Annotated in this window: 27 protein-coding genes; 21 read left to right on the top strand and 6 right to left on the bottom strand. The window is 37.9% G+C overall.

The genetic code is table 11. From position 1 onward, the window contains the following. The first annotated feature begins 27 nt into the window (after window positions 1–27). Window positions 28–234 (top strand): PqqD family protein, encoded by a 207-nt coding sequence (locus tag BUB71_RS03850; RefSeq protein WP_175552273.1) that lies wholly within the window; start codon window positions 28–30, stop codon window positions 232–234. Window positions 235–315: 81 nt separating this feature from the next. Here BUB71_RS03850 and BUB71_RS03845 read toward each other — a convergent pair whose 3' ends face one another. Beyond that, window positions 316–1,434 (bottom strand): metallophosphoesterase, encoded by a 1,119-nt coding sequence (locus BUB71_RS03845; RefSeq protein WP_245815508.1) that lies wholly within the window; start codon window positions 1,432–1,434, stop codon window positions 316–318. Window positions 1,435–1,710: 276 nt separating this feature from the next. Between BUB71_RS03845 and BUB71_RS03840 the strand changes: the two genes are divergently transcribed. From BUB71_RS03840 to BUB71_RS03820, 5 genes are all read left to right on the top strand, one after another. Then, on the top strand, window positions 1,711–3,396 hold the full coding sequence (locus tag BUB71_RS03840) for a transporter substrate-binding domain-containing protein (protein ID WP_073152235.1): 1,686 nt from the start codon (window positions 1,711–1,713) through the stop codon (window positions 3,394–3,396). Continuing rightward, window positions 3,381–4,733, top strand: a complete 1,353-nt coding sequence (locus BUB71_RS03835) for a sigma-54-dependent transcriptional regulator (protein WP_175552272.1) — start codon at window positions 3,381–3,383, stop codon at window positions 4,731–4,733. Before BUB71_RS03840 ends, BUB71_RS03835 begins: the two co-directional genes overlap by 16 nt. Before the next feature lie 123 nt (window positions 4,734–4,856). Continuing rightward, window positions 4,857–5,633: a transporter substrate-binding domain-containing protein gene (locus BUB71_RS03830; protein ID WP_245815507.1), complete on the top strand. Its 777-nt coding sequence runs from the start codon at window positions 4,857–4,859 to the stop codon at window positions 5,631–5,633. Between the two features lie 69 nt (window positions 5,634–5,702). Beyond that, a complete protein-coding gene (locus BUB71_RS03825) occupies window positions 5,703–6,377 on the top strand; it encodes an amino acid ABC transporter permease (protein WP_073152224.1) in 675 nt (224 codons plus the stop codon). After that, on the top strand, window positions 6,374–7,129 hold the full coding sequence (locus tag BUB71_RS03820) for an amino acid ABC transporter ATP-binding protein (protein WP_073152221.1): 756 nt from the start codon (window positions 6,374–6,376) through the stop codon (window positions 7,127–7,129). The genes BUB71_RS03825 and BUB71_RS03820 overlap by 4 nt, the downstream gene beginning before the upstream one ends. A gap of 28 nt (window positions 7,130–7,157) precedes the next feature. Here BUB71_RS03820 and BUB71_RS03815 read toward each other — a convergent pair whose 3' ends face one another. After that, complete coding sequence (locus tag BUB71_RS03815; RefSeq protein WP_139278965.1) at window positions 7,158–7,934, bottom strand: YwqG family protein; 777 nt, start codon at window positions 7,932–7,934, stop codon at window positions 7,158–7,160. Window positions 7,935–8,214: 280 nt separating this feature from the next. Here BUB71_RS03815 and BUB71_RS03810 point away from each other — a divergent pair, with 280 nt between their 5' ends. The 13 genes from BUB71_RS03810 to BUB71_RS03750 all read left to right on the top strand — a co-directional run bounded on the left by BUB71_RS03810 (window position 8,215) and on the right by BUB71_RS03750 (window position 21,060). Next, window positions 8,215–8,520 (top strand): iron-sulfur cluster assembly accessory protein, encoded by a 306-nt coding sequence (locus BUB71_RS03810; protein ID WP_073152824.1) that lies wholly within the window; start codon window positions 8,215–8,217, stop codon window positions 8,518–8,520. 180 nt (window positions 8,521–8,700) lie between these two features. Beyond that, window positions 8,701–9,480, top strand: coding sequence for an alpha/beta fold hydrolase (locus BUB71_RS03805; protein ID WP_245815506.1), 780 nt, complete (start codon window positions 8,701–8,703; stop codon window positions 9,478–9,480). A gap of 184 nt (window positions 9,481–9,664) precedes the next feature. Then, complete coding sequence (locus tag BUB71_RS03800; protein ID WP_073152212.1) at window positions 9,665–10,420, top strand: MBL fold metallo-hydrolase; 756 nt, start codon at window positions 9,665–9,667, stop codon at window positions 10,418–10,420. 25 nt (window positions 10,421–10,445) lie between these two features. Further along, window positions 10,446–10,859, top strand: a complete 414-nt coding sequence (locus BUB71_RS03795; RefSeq protein ID WP_073152821.1) for an Lrp/AsnC family transcriptional regulator — start codon at window positions 10,446–10,448, stop codon at window positions 10,857–10,859. Between the two features lie 124 nt (window positions 10,860–10,983). Continuing rightward, a complete protein-coding gene (locus tag BUB71_RS03790; protein WP_073152208.1) occupies window positions 10,984–12,339 on the top strand; it encodes an MFS transporter in 1,356 nt (451 codons plus the stop codon). Window positions 12,340–12,487: 148 nt separating this feature from the next. Continuing rightward, window positions 12,488–13,732: an MFS transporter gene (locus BUB71_RS03785; RefSeq protein ID WP_073152205.1), complete on the top strand. Its 1,245-nt coding sequence runs from the start codon at window positions 12,488–12,490 to the stop codon at window positions 13,730–13,732. Window positions 13,733–14,173: 441 nt separating this feature from the next. Further along, window positions 14,174–14,374 (top strand): heavy-metal-associated domain-containing protein, encoded by a 201-nt coding sequence (locus BUB71_RS03780; RefSeq protein WP_245815505.1) that lies wholly within the window; start codon window positions 14,174–14,176, stop codon window positions 14,372–14,374. A gap of 64 nt (window positions 14,375–14,438) precedes the next feature. After that, window positions 14,439–15,857, top strand: coding sequence for an MFS transporter (locus BUB71_RS03775; RefSeq protein ID WP_073152202.1), 1,419 nt, complete (start codon window positions 14,439–14,441; stop codon window positions 15,855–15,857). Window positions 15,858–15,973: 116 nt separating this feature from the next. Continuing rightward, complete coding sequence (locus BUB71_RS03770) at window positions 15,974–16,861, top strand: hypothetical protein (protein WP_073152199.1); 888 nt, start codon at window positions 15,974–15,976, stop codon at window positions 16,859–16,861. Window positions 16,862–16,949: 88 nt separating this feature from the next. Continuing rightward, the gene (locus BUB71_RS03765) at window positions 16,950–17,321 is read left to right on the top strand and encodes a metal-sensitive transcriptional regulator (protein ID WP_073152195.1); all 372 of its coding nucleotides are present in this window, start codon (window positions 16,950–16,952) and stop codon (window positions 17,319–17,321) included. A 280-nt stretch (window positions 17,322–17,601) separates the two neighbouring features. Further along, window positions 17,602–17,799 carry a cation transporter gene (locus BUB71_RS03760; protein WP_073152190.1) on the top strand — a complete coding sequence of 66 codons (198 nt, stop codon included), beginning with the start codon at window positions 17,602–17,604 and terminating at the stop codon, window positions 17,797–17,799. A 194-nt stretch (window positions 17,800–17,993) separates the two neighbouring features. Next, the gene (locus tag BUB71_RS03755; protein ID WP_073152186.1) at window positions 17,994–20,420 is read left to right on the top strand and encodes a heavy metal translocating P-type ATPase; all 2,427 of its coding nucleotides are present in this window, start codon (window positions 17,994–17,996) and stop codon (window positions 20,418–20,420) included. A gap of 82 nt (window positions 20,421–20,502) precedes the next feature. Beyond that, window positions 20,503–21,060, top strand: a complete 558-nt coding sequence (locus BUB71_RS03750) for an NAD(P)/FAD-dependent oxidoreductase (protein WP_073152183.1) — start codon at window positions 20,503–20,505, stop codon at window positions 21,058–21,060. 91 nt (window positions 21,061–21,151) lie between these two features. On the opposite strand, the gene BUB71_RS03745 is transcribed toward BUB71_RS03750, so the two are convergent. The 4 genes from BUB71_RS03745 to BUB71_RS03730 form a co-directional block, all read right to left on the bottom strand. After that, entirely contained in the window at window positions 21,152–21,442 is a 291-nt protein-coding gene (locus BUB71_RS03745) for a hypothetical protein (RefSeq protein ID WP_073152180.1), read from the bottom strand. 209 nt (window positions 21,443–21,651) lie between these two features. Continuing rightward, complete coding sequence (locus BUB71_RS03740; RefSeq protein ID WP_073152177.1) at window positions 21,652–22,020, bottom strand: VOC family protein; 369 nt, start codon at window positions 22,018–22,020, stop codon at window positions 21,652–21,654. A 38-nt stretch (window positions 22,021–22,058) separates the two neighbouring features. Continuing rightward, a complete protein-coding gene (locus BUB71_RS03735) occupies window positions 22,059–22,232 on the bottom strand; it encodes a helix-turn-helix domain-containing protein (RefSeq protein ID WP_139278964.1) in 174 nt (57 codons plus the stop codon). Between the two features lie 68 nt (window positions 22,233–22,300). Then, complete coding sequence (locus BUB71_RS03730) at window positions 22,301–23,242, bottom strand: M20/M25/M40 family metallo-hydrolase (protein ID WP_073152170.1); 942 nt, start codon at window positions 23,240–23,242, stop codon at window positions 22,301–22,303. A gap of 635 nt (window positions 23,243–23,877) precedes the next feature. On the opposite strand from BUB71_RS03730, the gene BUB71_RS03725 reads away from it, so the two are divergent. Then, on the top strand, window positions 23,878–24,837 hold the full coding sequence (locus BUB71_RS03725) for a hypothetical protein (RefSeq protein ID WP_073152167.1): 960 nt from the start codon (window positions 23,878–23,880) through the stop codon (window positions 24,835–24,837). Between the two features lie 116 nt (window positions 24,838–24,953). Next, window positions 24,954–25,187, top strand: a complete 234-nt coding sequence (locus tag BUB71_RS03720; RefSeq protein WP_073152164.1) for a hypothetical protein — start codon at window positions 24,954–24,956, stop codon at window positions 25,185–25,187. Window positions 25,188–25,283 lie beyond the last annotated feature (96 nt).

Here is a 25,283-nt window from a genome sequence, read left to right as displayed (position 1 = left end):
ACGGAATTGTATGGAGAGGTTATGTTGTTGAATACTAGAACAGGAGAATATCATCGATTTAACGAGGTTGGCAATTTAATGTGGATTGAATTACAAAAATCTCATGATAAAAATGTAGTCTTAGATCGGCTTGTAGATCAGATCGATGCATCCAGAGAGACTCTTAGCAGTGCATTAGATCGATTTATTGCTCAGTTGCTTAGCTTAGGATTTATTGAAGAACAGAAAGAATAACAGAACCAGCAATACTTCTATGCTGGTTCTGTTGAGTGATTTATATTGAGTGTTGAGAAACCATGATGGTGGCTTCTTTCATTATTCATCAAAGGTGACAGTCAACTCAATGAACTCAGATCTGCTTCCCAAGCGAATAGGAGGACCCCACAGCCCAAATCCAGAAGAGACAATCACATGCATCTTCTCCTTTAGAATATAGCCCCAATCGAGTTCAAACAGCCGCTTTGTAATAAGATGGTTAGGAGCCATTTGACCTCGGTGTGTATGACCACAAAGGAGAATATCTACTCCTGCTGCTAATGCCTTGTCAAATTGATGAGGTTGATGATCCATTGCAATAATGGGTAGTGATGGATCTACATCTTTCACCAAATCCAGCATACTCAAACGACCATCTGGGTCTGCGCGTTCAGCAGTCTTATCTTTTCTGCCTACAATATAAAAAGAATCTTCTACTAAAATCGTTTGATCACGTAGCACTGGAATTTGAATCGATTTCATCTCTTTTACATATCTTTTAATATCTTTCCCTATATATTCATGATTTCCTAAGACTGCATAAGTGCCATATCTAGCTTGTAGTAGCTTTAACTTATCTACCATTTTATTACGAAGAAATGGTTCGATTACATCATCGAGAACATCACCAACCAACAGAATTAAATCAGGCTGCATTGCTTGAAACTCTTTTACAAGTTTGCTCAGGTGTCGATTGCCAACTATATTTCCCAGATGAAGGTCAGATGCCACGGCAATTTTCAGCTCTTTAAGTGAACCAGCTTTTTTATTGATATGTACGTTATATGTACGCTTAATAGGTGACCAAGCCATAAAGGAACCGATTCCAAATACGATGATCAGTAAAATGAGATAAACAACCAATAGTATAGGTACATATTGAGTAGGAGAGATTCCCGAAAGATTCATGATCCAAGCAGATAGATCCATCAATATGAGTAATATCAAAGAGTATTGCATAAAGGCAAAATAAATAGAGCCCATCACCTTAATCAGTCGACCTATTGGACCAGGAATTATACGACCGAGTACATAGGAGAAAGATACAACCCAAAATAATACCCAGTATAAAATGATCGGAATGGGAAGTGAAAAATACGAAATAATAAATGCCCCATGCCAACCGATGTAGTAGTTCGCGAATAGTACAAACACCAAGATGATTGGAAAGATGATCAATAGTGTTACTCCTTTTCTAACGATAGATTTATTTTATTTTATAACATTTCTCGACAAAAAAAGGAACAAAGATAGCAGATTGTAGACAAAGTCACGTGATCGGCTCGTAATCGTGTTTCACGGCGACGCACTGATCCGGCCTTGCAAAGATGCGAGACTGACCGTTTCATCGGTTTGAGATAGATTTTGGTGATCTAGAAAAGTTAGGAAACGCTCTTTTTATTTCATAAATGTATAATATAATTTGTTATATAAATGCATTTTAGGAGTAGGGCTATGAGGAGACTCGTATTTGTCATCATTCTGTTTTCTCTATTTTCTTTATTCGGCTTTTCATCCATTTCATCAATTGTAGGAAATGAACCGATTCGAACAATTCGCATTGCTGGGGATCGACATTTTCCACCGTTTGAATTTCTAAGTGAGAATGGGGTATATACAGGTTTTAATGTCGATGTTATGAATGCTATTTCCATTCAAACAGGGATTCGATTTGAATTTGTACCAATGCCATGGGAGCAAGCAATAAAAGCTCTTCATCGTGGACAAGTGGATGCAATTCAAGGGATGAAATATAGTGTAGCACGTGACCGAGTCTATGACTTTTCAAAACCTTATTTTACAAGCAGACAGGCAATTTTTGTTCGTAAAGATAACCTGTATGTTCGAGAATTGAAAGATATCAAGAAGATGAGAGTAGCGGTACAAAAAGGCGATATTGCGAACGAGTTGATCCAAAGTGATCATGGAAATCAATTGGTCGAAGTGATGAATCAACAAGAAGCGATTCAGTTACTAGCTGATGGAAAAGTAGATGCCTTTGTTGGGAATCGAATAACAGGACAATATTTTGTGCAAACGATGAAAAAACAGTCCATGATTAAAATCGTGGGTGAACCTTTACATCCACAAGATTATGGATTAGCAGTATTGCCAAAGAACAAGCAGTTATTGACTGTAATTAATGAAGGAATCTCTATGATTAAAAAGGATGGAACATACATCAAGATCGAGAAAAAGTGGTTTGGCGAATACATTATGCCTTTATCTGCAGAGATTGAGCGATGGATGTTTTGGTTAAAAGTGGGTGTAGGTGTTGCAGCTCTTCTTTTATTAGGCATCTTTTGGTGGAACCGTCAACTAAAGAAGGAGGTCGCAAAACGTACCCATGAAATTGAGCGAATGAATCAGCTATTACAAGAAAAACTAGACTTATTGGAAGAACATCATCGTTTTCAACAACGACTGGAGATACAAATGACAGAAAGCAATCGCTTGCGCTCACTAGGTCAGTTAATGTTAGGGATTGCTCATGAAATTCGCAATCCACTTACATCTATTTTGACCTATACGCAACTGCTCCCTCAAAAAATGAATAATCCTACGTTTTGTAAGAACTTTTCCGAACAAGTGACAAGTGAAATTACCCGTCTCAATGATTTGGTGAATGACTTATTAAATTATGCACGACCACGTAAATCTACCCCCGCACTTTTTCAACTGCATGATTTAGTTGAACACATTATGTTGCTTTTAAATGCAAAATGCCATGAAAAAAATCTTACTGTACAAATAGATATCAGTCGTTCTTGCGAATTATACGCAGATCGTCACCAAGTTCAACAAATTTTGCTCAATCTGATTATGAATGCAATCCAAGCGCTTGACTTAGGGGGGCAACTCATGATTTCAGCAAGGTCTATAGAAAAGCATGTGAGGATTGAGGTTATTGATAATGGTCATGGTATCGAAGAAGAAGAGATTTATCGCATATTCGAACCTTTTTATTCTAATAAAAATGGTGGAATTGGTTTAGGTCTAGCTATATCTTATCAATTGATCAAGGAGAACCATGGATCTGTTCATGTAAAGAGTCAATTGGAGAAAGGAACCAATTTTACGTTAACATTTCCCAATCAGCTTCCAAAAGAGGATGTGAATATACTTTGCACCACATCATGATTATTGACGATGAACCATCCATTTGCCAATCACTTGCCTTTGCTTTAGAAGATCATTTTCATGTCTATACATTTACTGATCCCGAAAAAGCAATTCCATTATTTAAGAAAATAGATATTGCTTTTGTATTGCTAGATTTAAAAGTTGGAAAACATGGTGGGTTGGATATATTACAGGATATTAAGCGAATATCTCCTGCAACCATTGTGATTATGATTACTGCATATGGAAGTATTCCTTCTTCGGTGGAGGCGATGCATAAAGGTGCATTTTCATACGTGACTAAGCCGATTCACCTAGAAGAATTAATGGTTTTGCTCGAACGAGCTGAGGAATTTTATACATTACACTCAAAAGTTCAATGGTTAGGTGAAGCGTTAGAACAAGCACATAATGATTATGGTTTCATTGGGAAAAGTCCTAAAATGCAAGAAGTTTTTCGTATGCTAGACCAGATTAGAAAGATCGAATCAAATGTCCTGATTACTGGGGAGAGTGGCACAGGTAAGGAATTGATGGCGAAAATTATTCACTACCAAAGTCCAAGACATCAGAAGCGTTTTCAGACGATTAATTGTGCAGCGATTCCTGAAGGGTTGCTGGAATCAGAACTATTTGGGCATGAAAGAGGTGCCTTTACAGGGGCAACTGAGAAGAAATTAGGGCTTTTTTCTTTGGCTGACGGTGGGACTGTTTTTCTGGATGAAATAGGTGAAATGGAATTAAATTTGCAGGGAAAGCTGTTACGTGTAATTCAAGAACGAAAAGTGTCTCCAGTGGGCGGTACAATAGAAAAACCTGTTGATTTTCGGTTGATCTCTGCAACAAATCGTGATTTATATCAAGAAATCCAGAATCGTCAGTTTAGACAAGATCTATATTATCGGCTCAATGTGATCCCGATTCATTTGCCACCCTTACGAGAAAGAAAAGAAGATATTCCATTGTTAGTAGAATTCTTTTTAAACAAGTTAAGTCACCGTATGGGAAAGCCTGTTGAAGGGATTTCTGAGGAGGCATTACAAGTTTTGCTTCATTATGATTACCCTGGAAATGTACGGGAATTACAAAATATTATAGAGCGAGCGATCGCTTTAACCAATTCATCTGTGATTCAAACCACCGACTTACCTGAAGAGATGAAACAAAAACAACAAGTTTTTTCTAGCCATACATTAATCCCTATCTACGTTGGGGAGAGTATTCAACAAGTAGAAAAAAAAGTGATCCAATATAATCTTGCTGCCATGGGTGGAAACAGACGAAAGACAGCTCAGATAATAGGTATAGGAGAACGAACGCTCCGAGAGAAACTAAAAAAATATGAGACAGAGTAGGTTAAGATTGCCGACCGGCAAAATTGGCCGCTATCTATCTTTACCAAACCCTTTTTAATAAGGGTTTTTATTTTGGCATCATTTTTGCGTCTACCTCTTGTAACCAAAAATAAGGGGGCAATTATGATGAAAATGTTCCATAAAGGATTACTTGCGTTTATTTCTTTTCTATTGATTTTTGCAATTGCTGGTTGCGGTGGTGCAGAAGAGACAACATTAGGAAAAATTAAAAAGAATAAGTCAATCGTTGTAGGAACGGATGCCACTTTTCCACCCTTTGAATATAAGAATGACAAAAAGGAATATGATGGTTTTGACGTTGAGCTGATCCAAGCAATCGCAAACGAAATGGGTGTAAAGGTGCAATTTGTGGATACTGAATTTAAGGGATTGATTCCAGGGTTGCAGGCGAAGAAATTTGATCTAATCGTATCTGCTATGTATAAGACGGCAGAACGCGAAAAGGCGATTCGCTTCTCAGATACTTATTATCCTGGTGGGCTTGCCATCATGGTTAAAAAAGATGACAGCAAAATAAAAGGTATTGAAGATTTGGACAGAAAGGAAGTTGCTGTTCAAATTGGAACAAAATCGGTTAGCTTTCTAAAAGAAAAGTATCCAAAAGTGAAGCCAAAGGAAGTTGAAAAAAATACAGATATGTTTTTAGAGCTAGAAAGCGGTCGAGTAGAAGCAGTTGTAACGGGTAAACCAGCAGCTAAAGTATATGCAAAAGAGAAAGGGACTGTGAAAGTTCTGGATCAGTTATTAACACATGAAGAGTATGGATATGGGATTCGAAAGAATGATCCTGAGTTAGCCAAAGAGGTTAATACGGCACTTAAAAAATTAAAAGAAAATGGTAAGTATGATCAGATTGTAAAAAAATGGTTTGGTGAGTAAAAATTAACTCTCTAGCACTTCGACTCATGGAGTGCTAGAAGATTTTTAGTTTGAAGGAGGCGAAAATAGATGGAACTAGATTTTAGTATTTTATTACAAGATGGAAACTTACCATTGCTTTTAAAAGGGCTCTGGGTCACAATCCGCATGACTTTTTTTGCATTATGTATAAGTTGTATGATTGGTTTGCTTGTTGGAATAGGTGGAATGTCAAAAAATAAATTGATTTCTGGTATTTGTGCTACTTACTTGGCTTGGTTTCGTGGAACACCACTACTCGTGCAATTGGTGTTGCTCTACTATGGGCTAGCAATCAGTCTTCAGATCGACTTAACCGCTTCTGTTGCAGGAGTACTGGGGCTAGGTATGTATAGTGGTGCATACGTATCAGAGATTGTTCGAGGATCGATCCAGTCAATTGACCAGGGACAGATGGAAGCAGGACGTTCACTTGGAATGAGTCATTGGCAAACGATGGGAAAAGTCATTTTACCTCAAGCAGTTAGACGGATGTTACCACCGCTTGCTAATGAGTTCATTGCTCTTACAAAGAATTCCTCATTATTATCAGTCATTACAGTGCCAGAATTAATGCGAGCGGGAAACTCGATTGTAGCGGATAACTTTAAATACTTTGAGATTTATCTAACCATCGCTCTCTTTTACTTTGTGGTGAACTTTGTAATTTCTACGCTCATTCGCATTTTAGAGCGCAAGTTACATGTAGGGGGAGTGCGAACATGATTCAAATAACAGAACTGAACAAGTACTTTGGAGCCCATCATGTACTCAAAGAGATTAATCTGACGATTGACTCAGGAGAGGTGGTAGTCATTATCGGTCCTAGTGGCTCTGGTAAGAGTACTTTACTTCGTTGTATGAACTATCTTGAGCCAATTCAGAGCGGTCAGATCATGATCGAAAATCAGCCAATTGGTATGATTGAACAACAGGGGAAAATAAAAGAGATGCCCCAAAAACAGTTAAATTTAATACGGGAGAAAGTTGGGATGGTCTTTCAAAACTTTAATCTTTTCCCTCATTTAACAGTTGAAGAGAATATCACCCTCTCTCCACTTACACTAGGGAAAGTGAATAAACAAGAAGCAAACAAGGTAGCAAATGAATTGTTATTAAAAGTAGGACTGACAGATCGTGCGAAAGCATATCCCGAACAGCTTTCAGGAGGTCAAAAGCAGCGCGTAGCCATCGCTCGTGCGCTTGCGATGAGGCCTCATGTGATGCTATTTGATGAACCGACCTCAGCACTTGATCCAGAATTAGTTGGAGAAGTGTTACAAGTAATGAAAGATTTAGCGAAAGAGGGCATGACAATGGTCGTTGTGACCCATGAAATGGGCTTTGCAAGAGAAGTAGCAGATCGAGTAGTGGTCATGGATCAGGGAAAGATTATTGAAATCGATTCTCCAGATATCATATTCCAACACCCATCACAAAAACGTACCAAAGAGTTTTTAAATAAAGTTTTGAAATAGCAGATGGTCAATGATCATTTGCTTTTCTTTAACCCCATTGATATTCATAATCGATCTTAGTGAAGTCTCTTTTTTTCAGATCTTCTGGAGAAATAAAGAAATAGACAGTCCCACAATCCCCCCAGATCATCTCAATTTGTCGATCACTATCAAGTTGAAGAAGTAGAGTTTTTTGCTCAGGATTTTCTACTTGGTACCATGGCTGTTGAGCTATTGGAGAGCCTAATAATTGGTGAGTTAAATTTGAAAGCGCGAGCTGTTCTTCAAGTTCATAAAGCTTGTTGATTGGATCAACGTCAGATTCTCTTGGGAAAAGCTTCCCAATTAATGCCTCAATATCGCCAGACCAACCTAATTCAAAATGAATTTGTGCTTGTGGGTATATAAATGATTCCGGATGATAAGGTTGAAGGGTGGACTCATCTCCATCCCAGTAGATGACGCTCCAAGCTGCCCACTCCGATTGCCAAGATAGAAGCCGATCATGATTATCGTAAGGTTCTTCCAGATGAAAAAAATAAAGCATTCCTGACGGTGGGAGAACCTGTGCAGTCGAGAAAGCGGTGAGGTCAGCTAGTCGGTATTGGGCTAAAAAAGTTTGTTGCTTTCCGTCGGCATAGGTAGGAAATTGAAAATGAGGTGGTAGATCAGGGTTACCGCCTATTTTTGATGCGCCAATGGGAAGATGCTTATTTGGTTTCGTATTCATATAGATTGCTGGACGCAGGAATTGTGTAATTGTCTCTTGATAAGGAAGTAAGTTAAGTTCTTTTAGCAGTTGATGGAGTTCTTGCAATATCTTCACACACTCTTTCTTTTGGTGTTTGAACTTTAAGATGGGAAACAATCTTCTAGAGAAAAGATTTTATCCGCAAATTGCTATTGGTTTCTAATTAGTTTATATGAATCTATTATTAAAAACAAACATGAAAGAGGAAGAATGATGATGATCGAATGTTTGTTTTCATGAGCCTTACATTCTGGCGGCGATATAGCATCTTATCTGAATCACTGAATGATTTTTAAAGCAAAAAGTGTATAATAAATAAGTTCATAGAACTTTTAATGAAATGAGGTTATGGATGATGAAATGTAAAATAAATCGCAATGCAGCAAAAGTGTTGAAAAGGATGCTTAGTGAAGGTGAAAATGAAGGGAAAATGGTTCGTGTCTTTATAACAAGTCAACATGGTAATCATGTACACTATGATTTGAAATTCGATACACCAACTGAACATGATGAGATTATCAAAACGGACAAAGAGATCGATGTGTTATTAGACCGTCGAGAAGAATTATTGGACGGGGTTTGGATTCAATATTTTTATATTCCACAGGAAGGCTTTGTTATTGCCAATCCTTCAAAAGGAAATCATCATCATTCCATTTAAAAGTAATCTTTGAAGGTTAGATCAACTCCCAGTCGCCTTATCAATTAGAGCAAAAAGCATTCATCACGATTATCGCAAAACCAATCGTTTAACAGATGATAAATGCAAATCAGGATGGATTGATACCGAACAAAATGATTGATATAGAGGCAATGAAATAAATATATTAGTGGAGTGAAAATGATGCCTACATTCCTTTCAAATGGTGCTACGCTCTATTATGAAGAGATTGGTCAAGGGGAACCACTCCTATTGCTTCATGGTTTAACAATGGATCACCACGCTTTTGATAGCCGCGTCGAGGAACTGAAACATCATTTTCGTACGATTGTACTTGATGCTCGCGGTCATGGGAAGTCTTCAAAACTACCTCATTATACAATAGAGGATCATATACATGATGTGATTGCTTTAATGAACTTACTAAAAATTGATTCTGCATCCGTTCTTGGTGAGTCAATGGGAAGTTATATTGCGCAAGGAGTGGCAACACAATGTCCCAAACGTATCAAGAAATTAATACTAGTTGTATCTAAGGCACATGGTAAAACAAGTTCCTTACAAGAACTGACGAACCGCCACACAGAGGAGTTAGAAGGGCTTACTTTTGATGAAAAGTTTGCTTATATTACAAAATACATGTTTTATAACGTACCGCTTGCTCAAAAAATCATTCGGGAAATAAATGCTGTTGCTACCGTATTAACACCAGCGCAACAAAATGCTGCAAATCGAGCATTAGAAGGATTCGATTTTCGTGAAGATTTGCCTAAAGTGACTGCCCCAACCCTCATTATCAGTGGAAAATATGATGGAATGAATCCACCCGAGCGTGGTCAAGAAATCGCATCATTAATCCCTAACGCAACTTTTATCGAATTTGAACAATCGGGCCATATGCCAAGTGGTGAACAGCCTAAGTTATTTCTTGATACAGTATTAGATTTCTTAAATAAGTAATTATGATCAGCATAGCCCACCTCTAGTGGGTTATTTTTATGCTCATGTATGATTTTGAATTCAAACAGTAAATAAATATGAATACTTTTATCAAGAAATAAAAAATGACTTTTTCTTTCTCCAGCAAATTGTTTTTCTTTGTAGTATTTAGATAAGGATAAAGAAAAAATTGGAGGAAGTTAAAATGAAATTTCATATGATTCGACATGCTACTGTTCTTTTAACTTATGCTGGTAAAAAAATTTTAGTTGATCCTATGTTCAGCGAAAAAAGTTCAAAACCACCCGTAGATCATTCTGCAAATACAATCAAAAATCCAATGGTTGAATTACCAGTTACAATTGAATCTATGCTAGATATTGATGCGATTATAGTCACTCATTTACATCCAGATCACTTCGATGATACTGCGATTGAGTCACTTCCAAAGAATCTACCTTTATTCTGTCAACCGAATGATAGTGAAATAATAAGTAACTGGGGTTTTAAGAATGTAGTTCCTATACAGGAATTTATTGAATGGAATGATATTTGCCTCATTCGTACGGGTGGTAAACATGGAAAAGGGGAGCTTGCGGTAAATCTAGGGCCTGTATCTGGATTTATTTTACAGCATGTGCATGAACCAAGTCTCTATATAGTAGGAGATAGTATATGGTGTGAAGATGTTTCTCAAGCATTGAAAAAATATCATCCAAAATATGCAGTAATCAATAGTGGTGAAGCCCGGTTTTTAGAAGGTGGTCCTATTACAATGGGCATTTATGATCTAGAACAAATGCTTGCCTTTTCTCCACTATTAAATATTATTGCTATTCATTTTGAAACATGGAATCATTGTTTACTCACTCGAGCAGAGATGAGAAAATACTTGAGTGAAACAAAGGATAAAGATCGGGTATGGATTCCAGAAAATGGAGAAATTCTAGGTTTTGCTTGAGAATTTTACTGAGGTTGGGGTGAATATGCTGGATCAAACAGACTTGAAAATTCTTAAATTACTTGAAGAAAATTCACGGATGCAGTGGAGAGAGATTGGTGAACTTGTTCATCTTACTGGACCAGCAGTTGCAAATCGTGTGCAGAATATGGAGAAGATAGGTGTGATTGAAAAATTTACTGTTCAAGTAAATCGAGATCATTTTTTAAAATCGAGTCGTGCATTTGTAACAATGTTTATGAACTCAAATGATCACCAACCATTTATTCAATTTTGTCAGAATGAGATAATCATACGTACTGTTCATCGAGTTAGTGGAGAAGGTTGTTATTTGCTTGAGATTCTTGTTAGCTCAGTAGAACAACTTGACTCATTTTTAGATCGAATTTTACAATTTGGTAACTATAAGCTACAGATGTCAATTAAACAATTCAAGTAATCATGTGTTTGATGCATAGATCAAATGGTATTGTTGTTAAATATAATTTATTTCAACAATACCATTTTCTTTTACAGATCGGTGCGATTTTATCGAAATTTTCGCACAAGGGGTGCTGTCATCGATGTCACAGAAGATGCTTCAACCAACAGGTGAAAAATTGATGTATGTGGTGATGTTTACCCACATCATTTCAGCAATGACAGCATTTATGTTTAATTTTGTGCTGCCAGAAATTCGCCAGACATTTCATTTAACAACAGTACAAGTCAGCTGGGTGACTTCATCTTATATTTTAATATATGGAATGGGTACTGTCTTATATGGAAAATTAGCAGATCAATACAAACTTAAAAATTTGCTCACTTTTGGTTTATTATTTTTCGCTTTTGGTTCGATTGTTGGTTTGATTTCACAAACATATTCAATGGTTCTTGTTGGAAGGTGTTTGCAAGCAGTTGGAGCTGCCGTCATTCCAGCCACTTCAAATATAATTCCTATACGCTATTTTTCTCCAGAGAAAAGAGGTGCTGCAATCGGGATGGCTTTTGTCGGTTTATCGATAGGAGGCGCTATAGGCCCCATTTTATCAGCGTTTATTATAAGCATCACAAATTGGCACTGGTTATTTCTATCACCTTGTTTCGTTTTATGTGCACTACCTTTTTATCAGAAATATTTACGTGAAGAAGAAAGAAGTTTTACCAAACAAATGGATTGGTTAGGTTGTATTTTCCTTGCTATAGCTGTAACTACACTTCTTTTAAGTATCACAAAAAGCAGTTGGATACTTTCTTTAGTTGGAGGATGTAGCATAGGACTATTTGTGATTCGAATCTACACGATAACTAACCCTTTTATACAACCTCGTTTATTTGCAAGTAGAGGCTACTCTATTGGATTAATCTTAGCATTTATTTTAAGTGGGATATTATTATCACTTCCTTTTTTAACTCCATTATTATTGTCCCAGGTATATCGTCTTCAACCACAAGATATTGCTTTCATGATGGTTCCTGCAGCTATCGTTTCAGCTATATTAGGCAGAACAGGAGGTAGGATTGCTGATCGAAAAGGAAATCTGTATTTATTCGTTATATCTTCCTTGTTATTGATTATTAGTTTTGTCTTGTTAAATATGTTTTTGAAATTTTCTCCTTGGTTTATTTCAATTTTTCTAGTACTGGGTACAATTGGACAAACTTTTATTATGATTGCAATTTCCAATTCGATTTCAACTATTTTGCCAAGAGGACAAGCGGGAATTGGAATGGGGATTTTATCAATGGTCATCTTTATAGCACAAGCAGTTGCTTCAGTGAGTTACGGAAAATTGATTGATTTAGGAGGGAAAATGGGTATTCATGAGGGCTTCATTTATAGCAATATTTTTCTAATATTAACAATTGCGCAGGTGTTAATATTATTCGGTTACTATTTTTTGTTTTATCATTGTTCTAAAAAGAGTCTGCTTCATTAAAATGGATTTTTTCTTAGTTTCGGGATAACTATGAGAATTCGCTTTTTATTAAGATATAATATGATTGACCTCTGTTTTTCTTAGCGTAAAAAACTGCGCAGAGTCCATTGTGGAGCAACTGGCATCAGAGTTTTAGATAGGGAAACAAATGTTGATTGTTGCACTAGTGCTTAATGTTCTGCAAATTTCTTACAACGCGTTTTTTTCGGGACCGATTACTAGAGCCGTATCAAGCACAGGAAATGAGTCAAATGTTCATCTCATTGAAGGTGGATTTGCCATTGGCTCAATTGCTGCAAATCTTTACTTTGCGACGAGAAGGAAGAAGTTCTCACTTATTGGCATATTGAGATTTAGCTCCTTGGCGATGATTGGCACCACAATACTGTTTGGTGTTGGTTTGGCAAAGATGCCACAATGGTGGGTATTGTTCATACTGCGGATATTTTCTGGTTTTGTCAATGCCATTACGTTCATGTCTATTTTGGAATTGATTCAACGAGGACTACCTAAGACAGACAATGCTCATCGTCTAGGGCTGGTTGCTCGAAACTATTTGGGGATCTTGGTGTCTATTGTAATCGGAGCACTTGGATTTTGGTTTGAGCAAAACATGACAGTCATTGTCTGGAGTATGGTTGGTGGATTCAGCCCGTTCCTTATCTTTGCAATTAGCTTTTTTTTGAACAACAATGAACCTCACGAGAGGAGTCAGGGCAAAAGCAGGACAAATAACCGCCATGGAACTTCAAATGTCCATTGGTTTAAGTTGTTCTTGATAACAGGTGGGATCATCATCCCTTATGCTGTATCAAGAGAGATAGGCTATATCTATATACCTCTAACGGTAGAAGGGATGTGGGTTAGTAACGTGATGTTGGGTGTCACTGTCGGTGGGCTGATAGGACAAAGCCTTGCAGCACTGTCTCCTCCGCAGTGGAACCAGCATGTTCTAAAGCTGTGTGTTGCCTTGTTTGGTTGTGGACTGTTCTTGCTCATGATGACACATACGCTTGTTTCAATCTTTTTGGGCCTGATGTTAACATCGATAGGAGCCGGATTGAGTAATATCATTTTGTCCGAGACACTGTTCTTGCGGCAAACAAATAAGTCAATGATTGTAGCTTTCAATTGGCTTGCAAACTCATTGGGAGATTTGCTTGTTGATTTTGGGCTTGGTTTTTTGGTTGATGTGGTAGGAAAACAGGGAATATGGGGTTTATTGATCCTCTTTCTTCCTATTTCGACCCTGGCCATACAATTTGGTCGGGAAGAACTGAAAGGAGATGGAAATAGCTACTTTGGTTGGATCTTGACCTTTGTCCTCTGTCATGAAACTTGGAGTGGGCGAATTGCTCATCGTTGTTGGGCTCGGTTCAATTCAATAAGTTGAGACAAGTCCTCAGTGCCATACATCAATGTGCACTGGGGACTTGGATTTTTAACAGCTTATAAAAGATAAGCAAATGGATAAAAAAAGACTTTACATACTTTAGGGGGGTATAGTATTATATTGAGTGAAAGGAGGAGAAAAGTTATGATATAACATAAAGTATATGGTAATAGGCTTTTTATGATGAAGCTCATCATTTTCAGTTGGCGAATGGAAATACGAATTTCATGTGAGTAAATCACGCACCAACAAATTATTTTCCCCTATATCATGTTCATTTCTTTATTTAAGTAATTATTGTTTTTCATGAAAGGCTAGCAATCGAATGATTATGTAAATCATGTATCTGATCTATTATGTCGTGTAGGATATAAAATGCAATAGATGAATGTTAATCTAAGTATACCCTATGGGTGTATATTTAGGGTGGGAGTGGTATTAGTGGAAAAACGGTTAAAAGTAGAAGATATGACTTGTGGTGGATGTGCAAGGAAAGTTAAAGGAACTTTGGATGAGTTGGGAGTACATGCAGATGTACAATTAGCAGACCGTACTGTCACGATTCAATTTGATGAACAGAAAATTTCTTTGGAACAAATTAAAGATTCATTAGAAGATATTGGGTATGAAGCAACAGAATAAAAGGGGCATTTTTATGCCTCTTTATATACCCTATGTACGTATATAGATGGTGGAGGAGATCAAAATGAATACAAATACAGTAGCAATTCCCAATCCCAAGAGATGGATGGCATTATTTTTACTAGCAGCAGCACAGTTCTTTGTCATTTTAGATACGTCAATCATTGGTGTTGCATTACCATCGATAAAAGAAGCACTTGGATATTCTCAATCCAATTTACAATGGATTTTTAATGCATATGTTGTTGTATTTGGAGGTCTATTGTTATTAGGGGGTAAATTATCCGACTTATTTGGACAGCGGCGAATTTTTAGCTTGGGCTTTCTTATTTTAACACTTGCTTCTCTATTTGCTGGACTAGCATGGTCTGAAGCATCGATGAATATCGGCAGAGCACTACAAGGATTAGGAGCAGCGCTGATTGCTCCATCAGCCTTAACCATTGTCATGCAGTTATTTTCAAATCAACCAGCAGAATTAAATAAAGCAATGGGAATTTGGGGGGCTTCTGCGGCAGCTGGAGGTTCAGCAGGTGTATTTTTGGGAGGTATTATTACAGAATGGCTTGATTGGAGTTGGGTTTTTCTGATCAATGTACCTGTCGGTGTGATTATTTTGTTTCTTGTTCCAAAGTTATTGCAAAAAGGGAGTAGGGGTAGTGGAAAAGTTGACTTTTTAGGTGCATTTACCGTTACAGCCTCGATTATAACGGCTGTTCTAGCCATTGTTCGAGCAGAATTTAATGGCTGGATGTCTGGGCAAACAATCGGATTATTAGCCGCATCTGTCGTGTTATTTGGTCTATTCTTGCTAATTCAGAAAGTAAAAAAAGAACCACTCGTTCCATTGCATATCTTTAAAGCACCTAATCTAGTGGCAGGCAATATTGTGAATGCTCTTCTAGCAGCTACTTGGATTCCACTCTGGTATTTCTTAAATTTATATTTACAACAAATTCTTCATTATTCTTCATTTGCAGGTGGGATCGCTCTTTTGCCGATGACTGTCTTAATCATGATTCTAATGACTACTTTTACTGGAAAACTAATCGGTAAATTTGGCTTTAAAGGTCCATTTATTGTGGGGATGTTATTGTTAGGTGTCTCATTATTACTCTTTTCAAATACTCCTCTAAATGGTAGCTTTGCGATTTATGTACTACCTGCTTCCATCATCGCTGCTTTGGCAATGGCTTTTGCCTATATCCCAGCAACAATGGCTTCGATGTCAGGTGTAAAACCTGAGGAATCCGGTTTAGCATCTGGAATTGTTAATACCACCTATCAAGTAGGTTCTGCCATCGGACTAGCGATTATGGTTGCCATTTCTGGAGCAACTACTTCATCTAAATTAGCCAAAGGTGTCGAGCAGATAATTGCTTTAAATGAAGGATTTCATCATGCATTTATTGGTGCAGGAATCGTTGCCTTCCTTGCCGCTGTATTAGCCTTAATTTTGCTCAAAGTACCAAAAAAGAACTAGATTTTAATATCTTGTAAAAAGAGGACGATGTGGAATTTACGTGATGAAATGGACTTTACAGCGACTTATTATACATATACTATGTATATGTTTTTAGATTAGGAGAGATGAAGATCATGAAAAATAAACGAAGTATCCTGATATTTTCTTTGGCAACAGTGTTTATTTTAGCAGCCTGCAATAATACGTCTACACATCAGAATCATACGCAGCATTCGAACGGCGGAGAACAAGAGAATGCTTCTGCACATCAAGAGCATGGAAAGCAGGGTCAAGCTGAACATATGAATCATCAAAAACATGGACAAGAAGAAAAAATAACTGTAGATACACAGTGGAGTTCTATGATCCAAAAAGCAGATCAGGCAGGAGAAATACGAATTGTGATCAAAGATAAGCAGGGAAAGCCAATCCCTGAATTTAAAATCAATCATGAAAAGAAACTACATCTTATTGCAGTTAGTGAAGATCTTTCGTACTTCGATCATCTGCATCCTGAGTGGAAAGGAAATGGAGAGTTTATTGTAAAGACTCAGTTTCCAATTGGTGGGAAGTATAGGCTTTATGCCGATTTTATTCCACAGGGAGGTTCGCAAGTGATCGCGAAACATGACTTAGATATTCAGGGAGAAACAAAGAATGAACCACTTGAAGTGGAGAAAACATGGACAAAAGCAGTTGACGGAAAAGAAATCACACTCCAAGGTGGTTCAAATTTGAAGGCAAACCGGGAAACGCAATTAACCTTTTCCCTAAAGGATGAAAGAACCAAGCAACCCATTACAAACTTACAGCAATATTTAGGAGCCGTGGGTCATGTAGTGATCATCAGTGATGACCAAGAGCAATATTTACATGTTCATCCTCTCGAGGAGAAAGCACAAGGACCTGATGCAAAATTTGCCACTACATTTCCTAGCAAGGGAGTCTATAAGATTTGGGGACAATTTCAGCATCAAGGAAAGGTGATAACAGTCTCTTATGTTGTCAATGTAGTAGAATGAACACGCTCGGCATATCCATCATAAATAAATCTCTTTATCAATATACCTTATGCGGGTATAATGTATGTTAATAAAGGAGGTTATGGTCATGGATCGATTGATTATTGAAAAAAGAACTTCTGCGCAAGATGCACATGATGATTGTTGCGGATCAACAGATAAACATAGCCATCAGGATCGAGAGCGGCGTAGTCATCATTCTGAGAAAGAGAAAAAGAATTTAACAAGTCGTTTAAATCGGATTGAAGGACAGTTACGTGGAATAAAAGGTATGGTTGAACGAGATGTATATTGTGATGATGTCTTAAATCAAATTGCGGCTGTACAATCTGCGTTAAATAGTGTTGGTCGGCTACTTCTAGAATCTCATATGAAAAGTTGTGTGATCGAACGAATTCAAGATGGAGAAACAGAGGTAATAGATGAGGTATTATATACAATTAAAAAATTAATGAAATAAAATAGACAAATGAAGTTGAATCCCCTCATCAGAGGGGGTTTCAGCTTGTAGACAAAGTAAAGGTTTTCACACTTAGCCTCCATTTCAGGATGTGTTGATGTCTTCAAAACGGGTTAAGGAGCATTTTTCCGTCCCCAGTGAAATATTGACTCCACAAATTCTCCTTTTTCTACCCAATTGATAAAAAAGGTCTTTACATACTATATAGGGGTATGGTATATTGTAGACATCGCAGCGAACAAGACGTAAGATAAAAGCAATTAACAAGGAGGAATAGATAATGAAACATCAATTCAATGTTAACGGAATGCATGGCCAACACTGTGTGATGATCATTACAGATGCATTAAGTAAAGAGAATGTAAAAGCTAAAGTTCATTTAGAAAAACATATAGTTGAGGTTGAGTATCACGAGTCTGAACAGTCGATTGAGACGATTAAAGAGACAATTGAGGAACTAGGTTATGATGTCAGTTAAATTTGCACGATAAGCATCTACGATGGAGAATGGTAATGATCGTATGGAGGAAGAATAAAAATGTTGGGAGATTATACTTATATAGGGTATGTAAAGAAGGAATCATTCCTAATTTATATGAAATTGAAAGACAATTTTTTTTAGAAGTTATATATACCCTATATAGGTATTTTAGATAGAAAGGAAGGGTTACGATGACTACTAGCACTGCTACAAAACAGACAACATTTAGTATTGAGGGAATGACATGTGCTGCTTGTGCTAATCGGATTGAAAAGGGACTTTCAAAAATGGAAGGTGTGTCAGAAGCAACAGTAAATTTTGCACTGGAGAAAGCAACTGTCACCTATGAAGCAGATAAAGCTTCTGTAGCGGAGTTGGAAGCAAAGATTGAAAAGCTAGGATATAAGACAGTGAAAGAAACAGTTGATTTTCAAATTGGTGGAATGACATGTGCTGCCTGTGCCAATCGGATCGAAAAAGGCTTAAATAAGCTATCTGGCGTCTCAAATGCAACGGTTAATTTTGCGCTTGAGTCAGCACAAGTTAACTATGATCCTGCTGAGGTATCGATTCAGGATTTGCAACAGAAAGTGAAAAAACTAGGCTATGAAGCAAATGTGAAAAGCGATCAAAATCAGGCGGATGAAGATCGTCGTGCAAAGGAGATCAAAAAACAGCAATGGAGATTTATCATTTCAGCAATCCTTTCTTTCCCATTACTATGGGCGATGGTTAGTCATTTTCAATTTACTTCATTTATTTGGTTGCCAGATATTTTTATGAACCCCTGGTTTCAACTGGCTTTAGCAACGCCTGTCCAATTTATTATTGGTGGACCTTTCTATGTAGGAGCTTATAAAGCATTGCGCAATAAAAGTGCCAATATGGATGTCCTGGTAGCACTTGGCACATCAGCCGCTTATTTTTATAGTTTATATCTTTCCATAACATCGATTGGACACGGTGGTCATCAAGTTGAACTCTATTATGAAACAAGCTCCATACTAATCACTTTGATCTTGCTAGGGAAATTGTTTGAAGTTCGGGCAAAAGGTCGTTCCTCTGAAGCGATTAAGAAATTGATGGGTCTACAAGCGAAAACTGCTCTTGTCATCCGAGATGGACAAGAACAAACAATTCCGGTTGAGCAAGTAGTCGTAGGTGATCACATTGTCATCAAACCAGGTGAAAAAATCCCTGTTGACGGTAAAGTGATTGAAGGAAGTTCTTCTATAGATGAATCGATGTTAACAGGAGAAAGTCTACCCATTGATAAAAATGCAGGAGATCAGGTGATTGGCGCAACGGTTAATAAAAACGGTCGTCTGATCATTGAAGCAATAAAAGTAGGAAGAGAGACAGCGTTAGCACAAATCATCAAAGTTGTTGAAGATGCACAAGGATCAAAAGCACCGATTCAACGGGTTGCCGACAGAATTTCAGGCGTCTTTGTTCCGATTGTTGTGGGCATCGCACTTGTCACCTTTCTGATTTGGTATTTTTTAGTAGAGCCTGGACAATTTGCCGAAGCGCTTGAAAAAGCGATTGCTGTTCTTGTCATTGCTTGCCCTTGTGCCTTAGGACTTGCAACTCCAACTTCGATCATGGCAGGTTCAGGACGTGCTGCTGAGCTAGGAATCTTGTTTAAAGGTGGAGAGCATCTTGAAACCACTCATTTGTTAGACGCGATTGTTTTAGATAAAACAGGTACGATTACAAAAGGAAAACCAGAGCTAACGGATCTAATCATTGAGCAACAGGTTGATAATGAGAGATTTCTGCAAATTGTTGGCGGAGTGGAGAAAAACTCTGAGCATCCCTTAGCAGAAGCGATTGTTGAAGGAATCACCGCTAAAAATATTCAATTAGCATCCACAGATGAATTTACGGCGGTACCTGGATTTGGTGTAAAAGCAGTAGTTGATGGACAGGAAGTGGCAATTGGTACTCGTAAATTAATGGTGAAAACAGGCGTTGAAGTCCCCCCTGTCTCCTTGGAGCATATGAACCAATTAGAGGAAAGTGGTAAGACAGCGATGTTGGTTTCGATTGCAGGTCAATTTGCAGGGATTGTCGCTGTTGCTGATACGATTAAAGAATCATCGAAAGATGCGATTGCCGCACTGAAACAACAAGGTATAGAAGTTTACATGATCACAGGCGATAATGAGCGAACAGCACAAGCCATTGCAAATCAAGTGGGGATTGATCATGTTCTAGCTGAAGTACTACCTGAGGATAAGGCGAATAAAGTAAAAGAGTTGCAACAAGCAGGCAAAAAAGTAGCAATGGTTGGCGATGGAATTAATGATGCTCCGGCACTCGTTACGGCAGACATAGGAATGGCGATTGGAACGGGTACAGATATTGCAATGGAAGCCTCTGATGTAACACTGATTCGCGGAGAACTAACCAGCATTGCAGATGCGATCTTTATGAGTAAGAAAACAATGACGAATATCCGACAAAATCTCTTTTGGGCGCTTGGATATAATGTGCTAGGCATTCCAATTGCGGCACTTGGATTTTTAGCTCCTTGGCTTGCTGGGGCAGCGATGGCACTCAGTTCTGTATCTGTCGTACTCAATGCACTACGTTTACAACGAATCAAACGATAACATGTATAAAGTTAACTAATTCTAATGGGTGTATCGATTCTTGATACACTCATTACATAAAATAGGATGGGAGAGAAACGCAATGTATGATGTATTAATAGTCGGAGCTGCTTCAGCAGGTACTAGCGCGGGGTTATTTCTGGCAAAAGCAGGTAAGAAAACAATCCTAGTCGATAGTGACCAGAGTGGAACCAAAATGGCCCTCATCAAAAATCATTATGGTGTTCTAGAGACGACTGGCCCTGAGTTATTGGAGATAGGGATTAAGCAGGCAAAGCAATTTGGTGCTAAAGTGGTGAAAGATAAAGTAACTGCTATTGAAAAGATTGAAAATGGTTTTCTTGTGAAAACCGAACAAGGCGAATATGAAGCCCATCAAGTCATCATTGCAACTGGAAAGGTAATGAGACTTGCTAAAAGTTTAGGCTTACAGTTAACAGATCGAACAGATTCAGGGATAAAAGCAGCGATTCAAGTCGATCATCTGGGAAAAACAAGCGTGGAGGGAATCTGGGCAGCAGGACAAGCTGGGGGTACTAGTTCTCATACCATCATCACCGCTGGAGATGGTGCAAGAATAGCAGTTCACTTACTCGGTGAGTGGGATGGGAAGCGATATGTTGATCATGATGCTTTGTAAGAGTTATAAAGCTTTATAAAAACAGCGTACCCGCTGCGGAGTACCCCGAAAGGGGCGTCCGCGGCGGGTACGCGATGGTGCCGATCGTCGATCAGGCGTCCTGGAGCTTCTTCAGCCGGAGCTTGGGCTTTCCGGCGGCGAGCATGACCTTCCTCGTGACCGGGTGGGACTTGTTGTCGTCGAGCGACTCGTCCAGCATGCCGGCGCTGTGCGCCGCGCCCTCGGCCACGACCAGGTTGTCCAGCAGTGTCGTGATCTCGGGGGTGTCGGCGCGCTTCTCGGGTGCGGCGATCTGCGCTTCGAGCGCGGCCAGCGCGTTGAGGCCGGTGTCCAGGGTCGAACGGAGGGTCTTCTTCTGCTCGGTGGCGACCACGGTGGTCATCTGCATCCTCCAGGAAGTTAGACGATCGGTGCTTACCATTCGTCAGCTTAAGTAAGCTTCCAACCACACGGCAAAGGGTTGGTGGCGATCGTCAATGAAAAAAGGTTACTTTATATATAAACATAAAAGAGATAAAATATCTAGTCTAGAGCGAATAAAGGGGCTAAAATAAATAATTTTAACAATAGGCACATGCACTCTCATGTAGACTACGCAAATAAACTAACTCGGTTGCCATCAGGATCAAGGACAATCGCATAACGTTGACCCCAGAAGGCATCCCACGGTTCACGATACCCAGTATAGCCAAGCTTGGTTAAATGATGATAGACTTCATCAACATGATCACATAAAAATGCTAATTCGATCCGATGACCAACAGGCTCCTCCCAGTGACCATAGATGGATTGAACCGTTTTGATCGTATCAAAGCCTAGTCGCATTCCGTTTAGTTGAACCTCTACATGTGGTTCCTTGTTCGCTTCCTCAGGAATTTCAAGACCTAATTGACGATAGAAGTCTAATGATTTTTTCATATCTTCTACTACAATCCCGACCATGTCCAGTTGTACCTTCATGTTACCCCTCCTAAATGAATTTATTAAAAATGATACCTCTATTTCATCACGATAAATTGTAAAAAACGGTCAACTGTTGCTATAAATTTGGCTTGGTCTTTTCCATAGTATCGTTTAAATTGATGAATAAAATGCGATTGATCATCGTATCCAAATTTTGTTGTAACATCGATGAGACGAACAGAAGGTTTCTGAGCAAATACTTGCAACATGTTTTGAAAGCAGATAATGCTCATCGTTATATAAAAAGAGCTCTCATAGACGAGAACTCTTTTTATGATTAACGGATGGATAAGATCAGTTTATATAGCACTTTCGTAAATCCAGCTAAATGATCCTGTGTGCGACCAGGAAATTCCTTTTGAAGATAACTGAGATTATCATTAGTAGTGTGCCAAATAGAACCTGCTTTTTCTGTTTGTGTATAACCATCGAGTTCACCAATATCCCAGTTAGTAGCTTCAAAATAAAGGATTGGGATTCCTATTTTTTGGAAAGATGCATGATCTGACCAAGATCCTGTTGTGCCCGCTGGATATTCTGGATTTTTACCAGGGTTTATCTCTAATTTCACATGCTGTTGTTTTGCAATTTTAAGCGCAAAATTGCGAAGCGGATCAATTGTTTTACTACCATGAACATACATTTTATCACCAGCGATTAAGCTATCCAAATTAATCATTGCCACAGTATTTTGCTTCTCTTGTTCACTCATTTGTGAAACATAATGTTGAGAGCCTTTGAGTCCCTTTTCCTCTGCACCAAAGAAAACGAATTTTAAAGTATAAGGAGTTTTTTGATGTTTTAACCGCTGAAGGGTCTCTAAAATTACGCCAATGCTAGAGGCATTATCGTCGGCGCCTTTCCCAGCAGCCACTGAATCGAGATGACCACCGATAATGATCTGTTTCTTTGATTTACCAGTTCTAGTGGCAATAATGTTTTGGGATGAAATGGTCTGGTCTGTGCTAACAAAGGAAAAAGATTGTGTACTTGGCTTGAGACCTAATTTTATTAATTGTGAAGAGGTATATGCCCCTGCATTTTTTTCTTGAGCTGATCCAGTTACACGAGTACCGATCTTTTCTGTCAGATAATAAACGTGTTGATAAGCGGTTGATCCATACTGATGAGGTAGATTCTTAGCAAGCGATAGATTTGGTACGACAAGTAAGCTAGCGATAGCCAGTGATCCAACTGCATATTTTAGCTTTTTTAACATAAAAAACCTCCTTTGGAAAAAGATATAAAATACAAAAATAGTATAATGCTAATTTATTATATTTGTATATAGTTTTATCGCTTAGGGAAATAATGAGTGAAACTACAAATATTTATATGATAGTTTCAATAAAGAGCATATTACCATTTATGAACGAAAGTGAAAAATCATTACGAGAATGAAGGGGGAATTGGAATTTTTTAGGATTTTTTGACATTAACTATAATATTATTTGATAATTAAGCACTATATTTAAAAGTAAACATGAACAAATGTAAATATGGATAATGTGAAACACGCTTATTCAAAAGGAGAACTTGATAGAAGGCTTGAGCAGATGATTTGAGAGTTGATTTAGGAGATCATTTACTGGAAAATAAAAAGACAGGGAGCATCTAAGTAGACGCAATAAATTTACGAAACAAATCAATCGTAATTTGAGATTCATAAGTGATAATGGGTTCTTTAGACTTAGATGTAAAGACAGTGTTTAGCAATGGGAAGAATGTGTTACATCAGCTTGAGTAAAGAGGTAAATTTATTTAACCGAATATTCCGTGAGTAGTGAATAAACCTTCTCTTAGGCTTCTTACATTGAGATCAAGCAAATCCAAAATGATTGGGAGATGATTTCATTGTATTACAATGCTACTAAAAAAGGGAAGCATAGGTTTGCGAATGAAGGGAAAAGGTCAAGACCATATAAATGGTTGATAAAAAGAGTATCTCAATCTTTTATGATTGTTGCCAATTTTTTAGTTGTCATTTGCATCATTGCTTTATCTTTGAACCATACTATTAAATTAATGGCTTTAGCTGGTTATAATGATTGGCGAGCATATGTCGGAGTTTATGTCTGGGAAGTCATGTTTATCTTTTGTTCCACCCATATTGATTACGCGATTACACATCGAAAAAAGCATTCTGGATATGTTTGGTCAGGTTTTATACTTGGATTTATCATATTAATTGTGTCAAACTATGCAGCAGTAGCTGATAACTGGCTCGGTAAAACCCTTGGCATCTTAACACCAGCGATTATACTTGTGATGAAAAAAATTTTATATGATCAGATCTCCAAACCAAAAAACAATCATCTTATTTCTGATGATGATCAATCAGTAAGTTCAAACAATCAAACATGTGAGCAATCTATACAAACATCGGTTCCTAATGAGAATGATAACAATGTCAAAGTAAGTTCGACCAGCTCAGTTGAGCAGGATGCACAGACAAAATCATTTGAAGTAGATCAGAAAAAAGCGAAAACAATGGGTGTTGTGGGTGAAGCGATAACAGGGAATTTAGACGATTCGATTCCTTTGAAGTCTAATGACAAGCATCCAAAGCAGATAAATGAAGAGCAAAAATCAATCGCAAATGATCAGACAAAGCCAAATCCATGCCACGTTACAAATTCTATATTCCAGAGAGCATCCAAAAAGATTTTGACAATCGATAAGCATCAGATAAAAAAGGTGGCGTTGGAGTATTATGAAGAAAAAGGGAAACTTCCAAGCGTAAAAGTATTAGCGTATTTAGCTAGAACAAGTCGCTCTCAGGCAAAAGAGGTAAAAAAAGAGTTAGAGGTGTAGTTGATGAGTCATGAATAGGAAAAAAACATAGTAAAACCCCACCGAATAACTTAGAAGAAGGTGGGGTTTTTATATATATTAATAAATTGTTTGAAATAAACATAGATTGCTAAATTATGATAATGATTTTTCCATTATTTTATTTACTAGGTTGGTTGCGTCTTAATAGCCATAGCATTTGGCCAGTCGTTTTGCTACATGGTTTTATTAATCATCTACGAACTTTTGGCAGCTATTTCTTTCGCCATCATCAAAAAGGGTGGACAATGGTAGCAGGTGAGAATGGGATCGTGGTCATCGTATGCTGGACCGTTCTTGCACTGGTTTTGTGGAGAAAAACCGATCGATAATTGTAACGGTTGACATTTTTGCCAACTCTGGAACCAGCTTTAATAGCTGGTTTGTTGTATTTAAATCACTTGTCCTAACATAATCATGTTGATGTA

The sequence above is a fragment of the Seinonella peptonophila genome, from assembly GCF_900129355.1.
GTDB lineage: Bacteria > Bacillota > Bacilli > Thermoactinomycetales > Thermoactinomycetaceae > Seinonella > Seinonella peptonophila.
The sequence above is the reverse complement of the archived record's forward strand: the minus strand, read 5'-3'. Positions and strand labels throughout refer to the sequence as shown.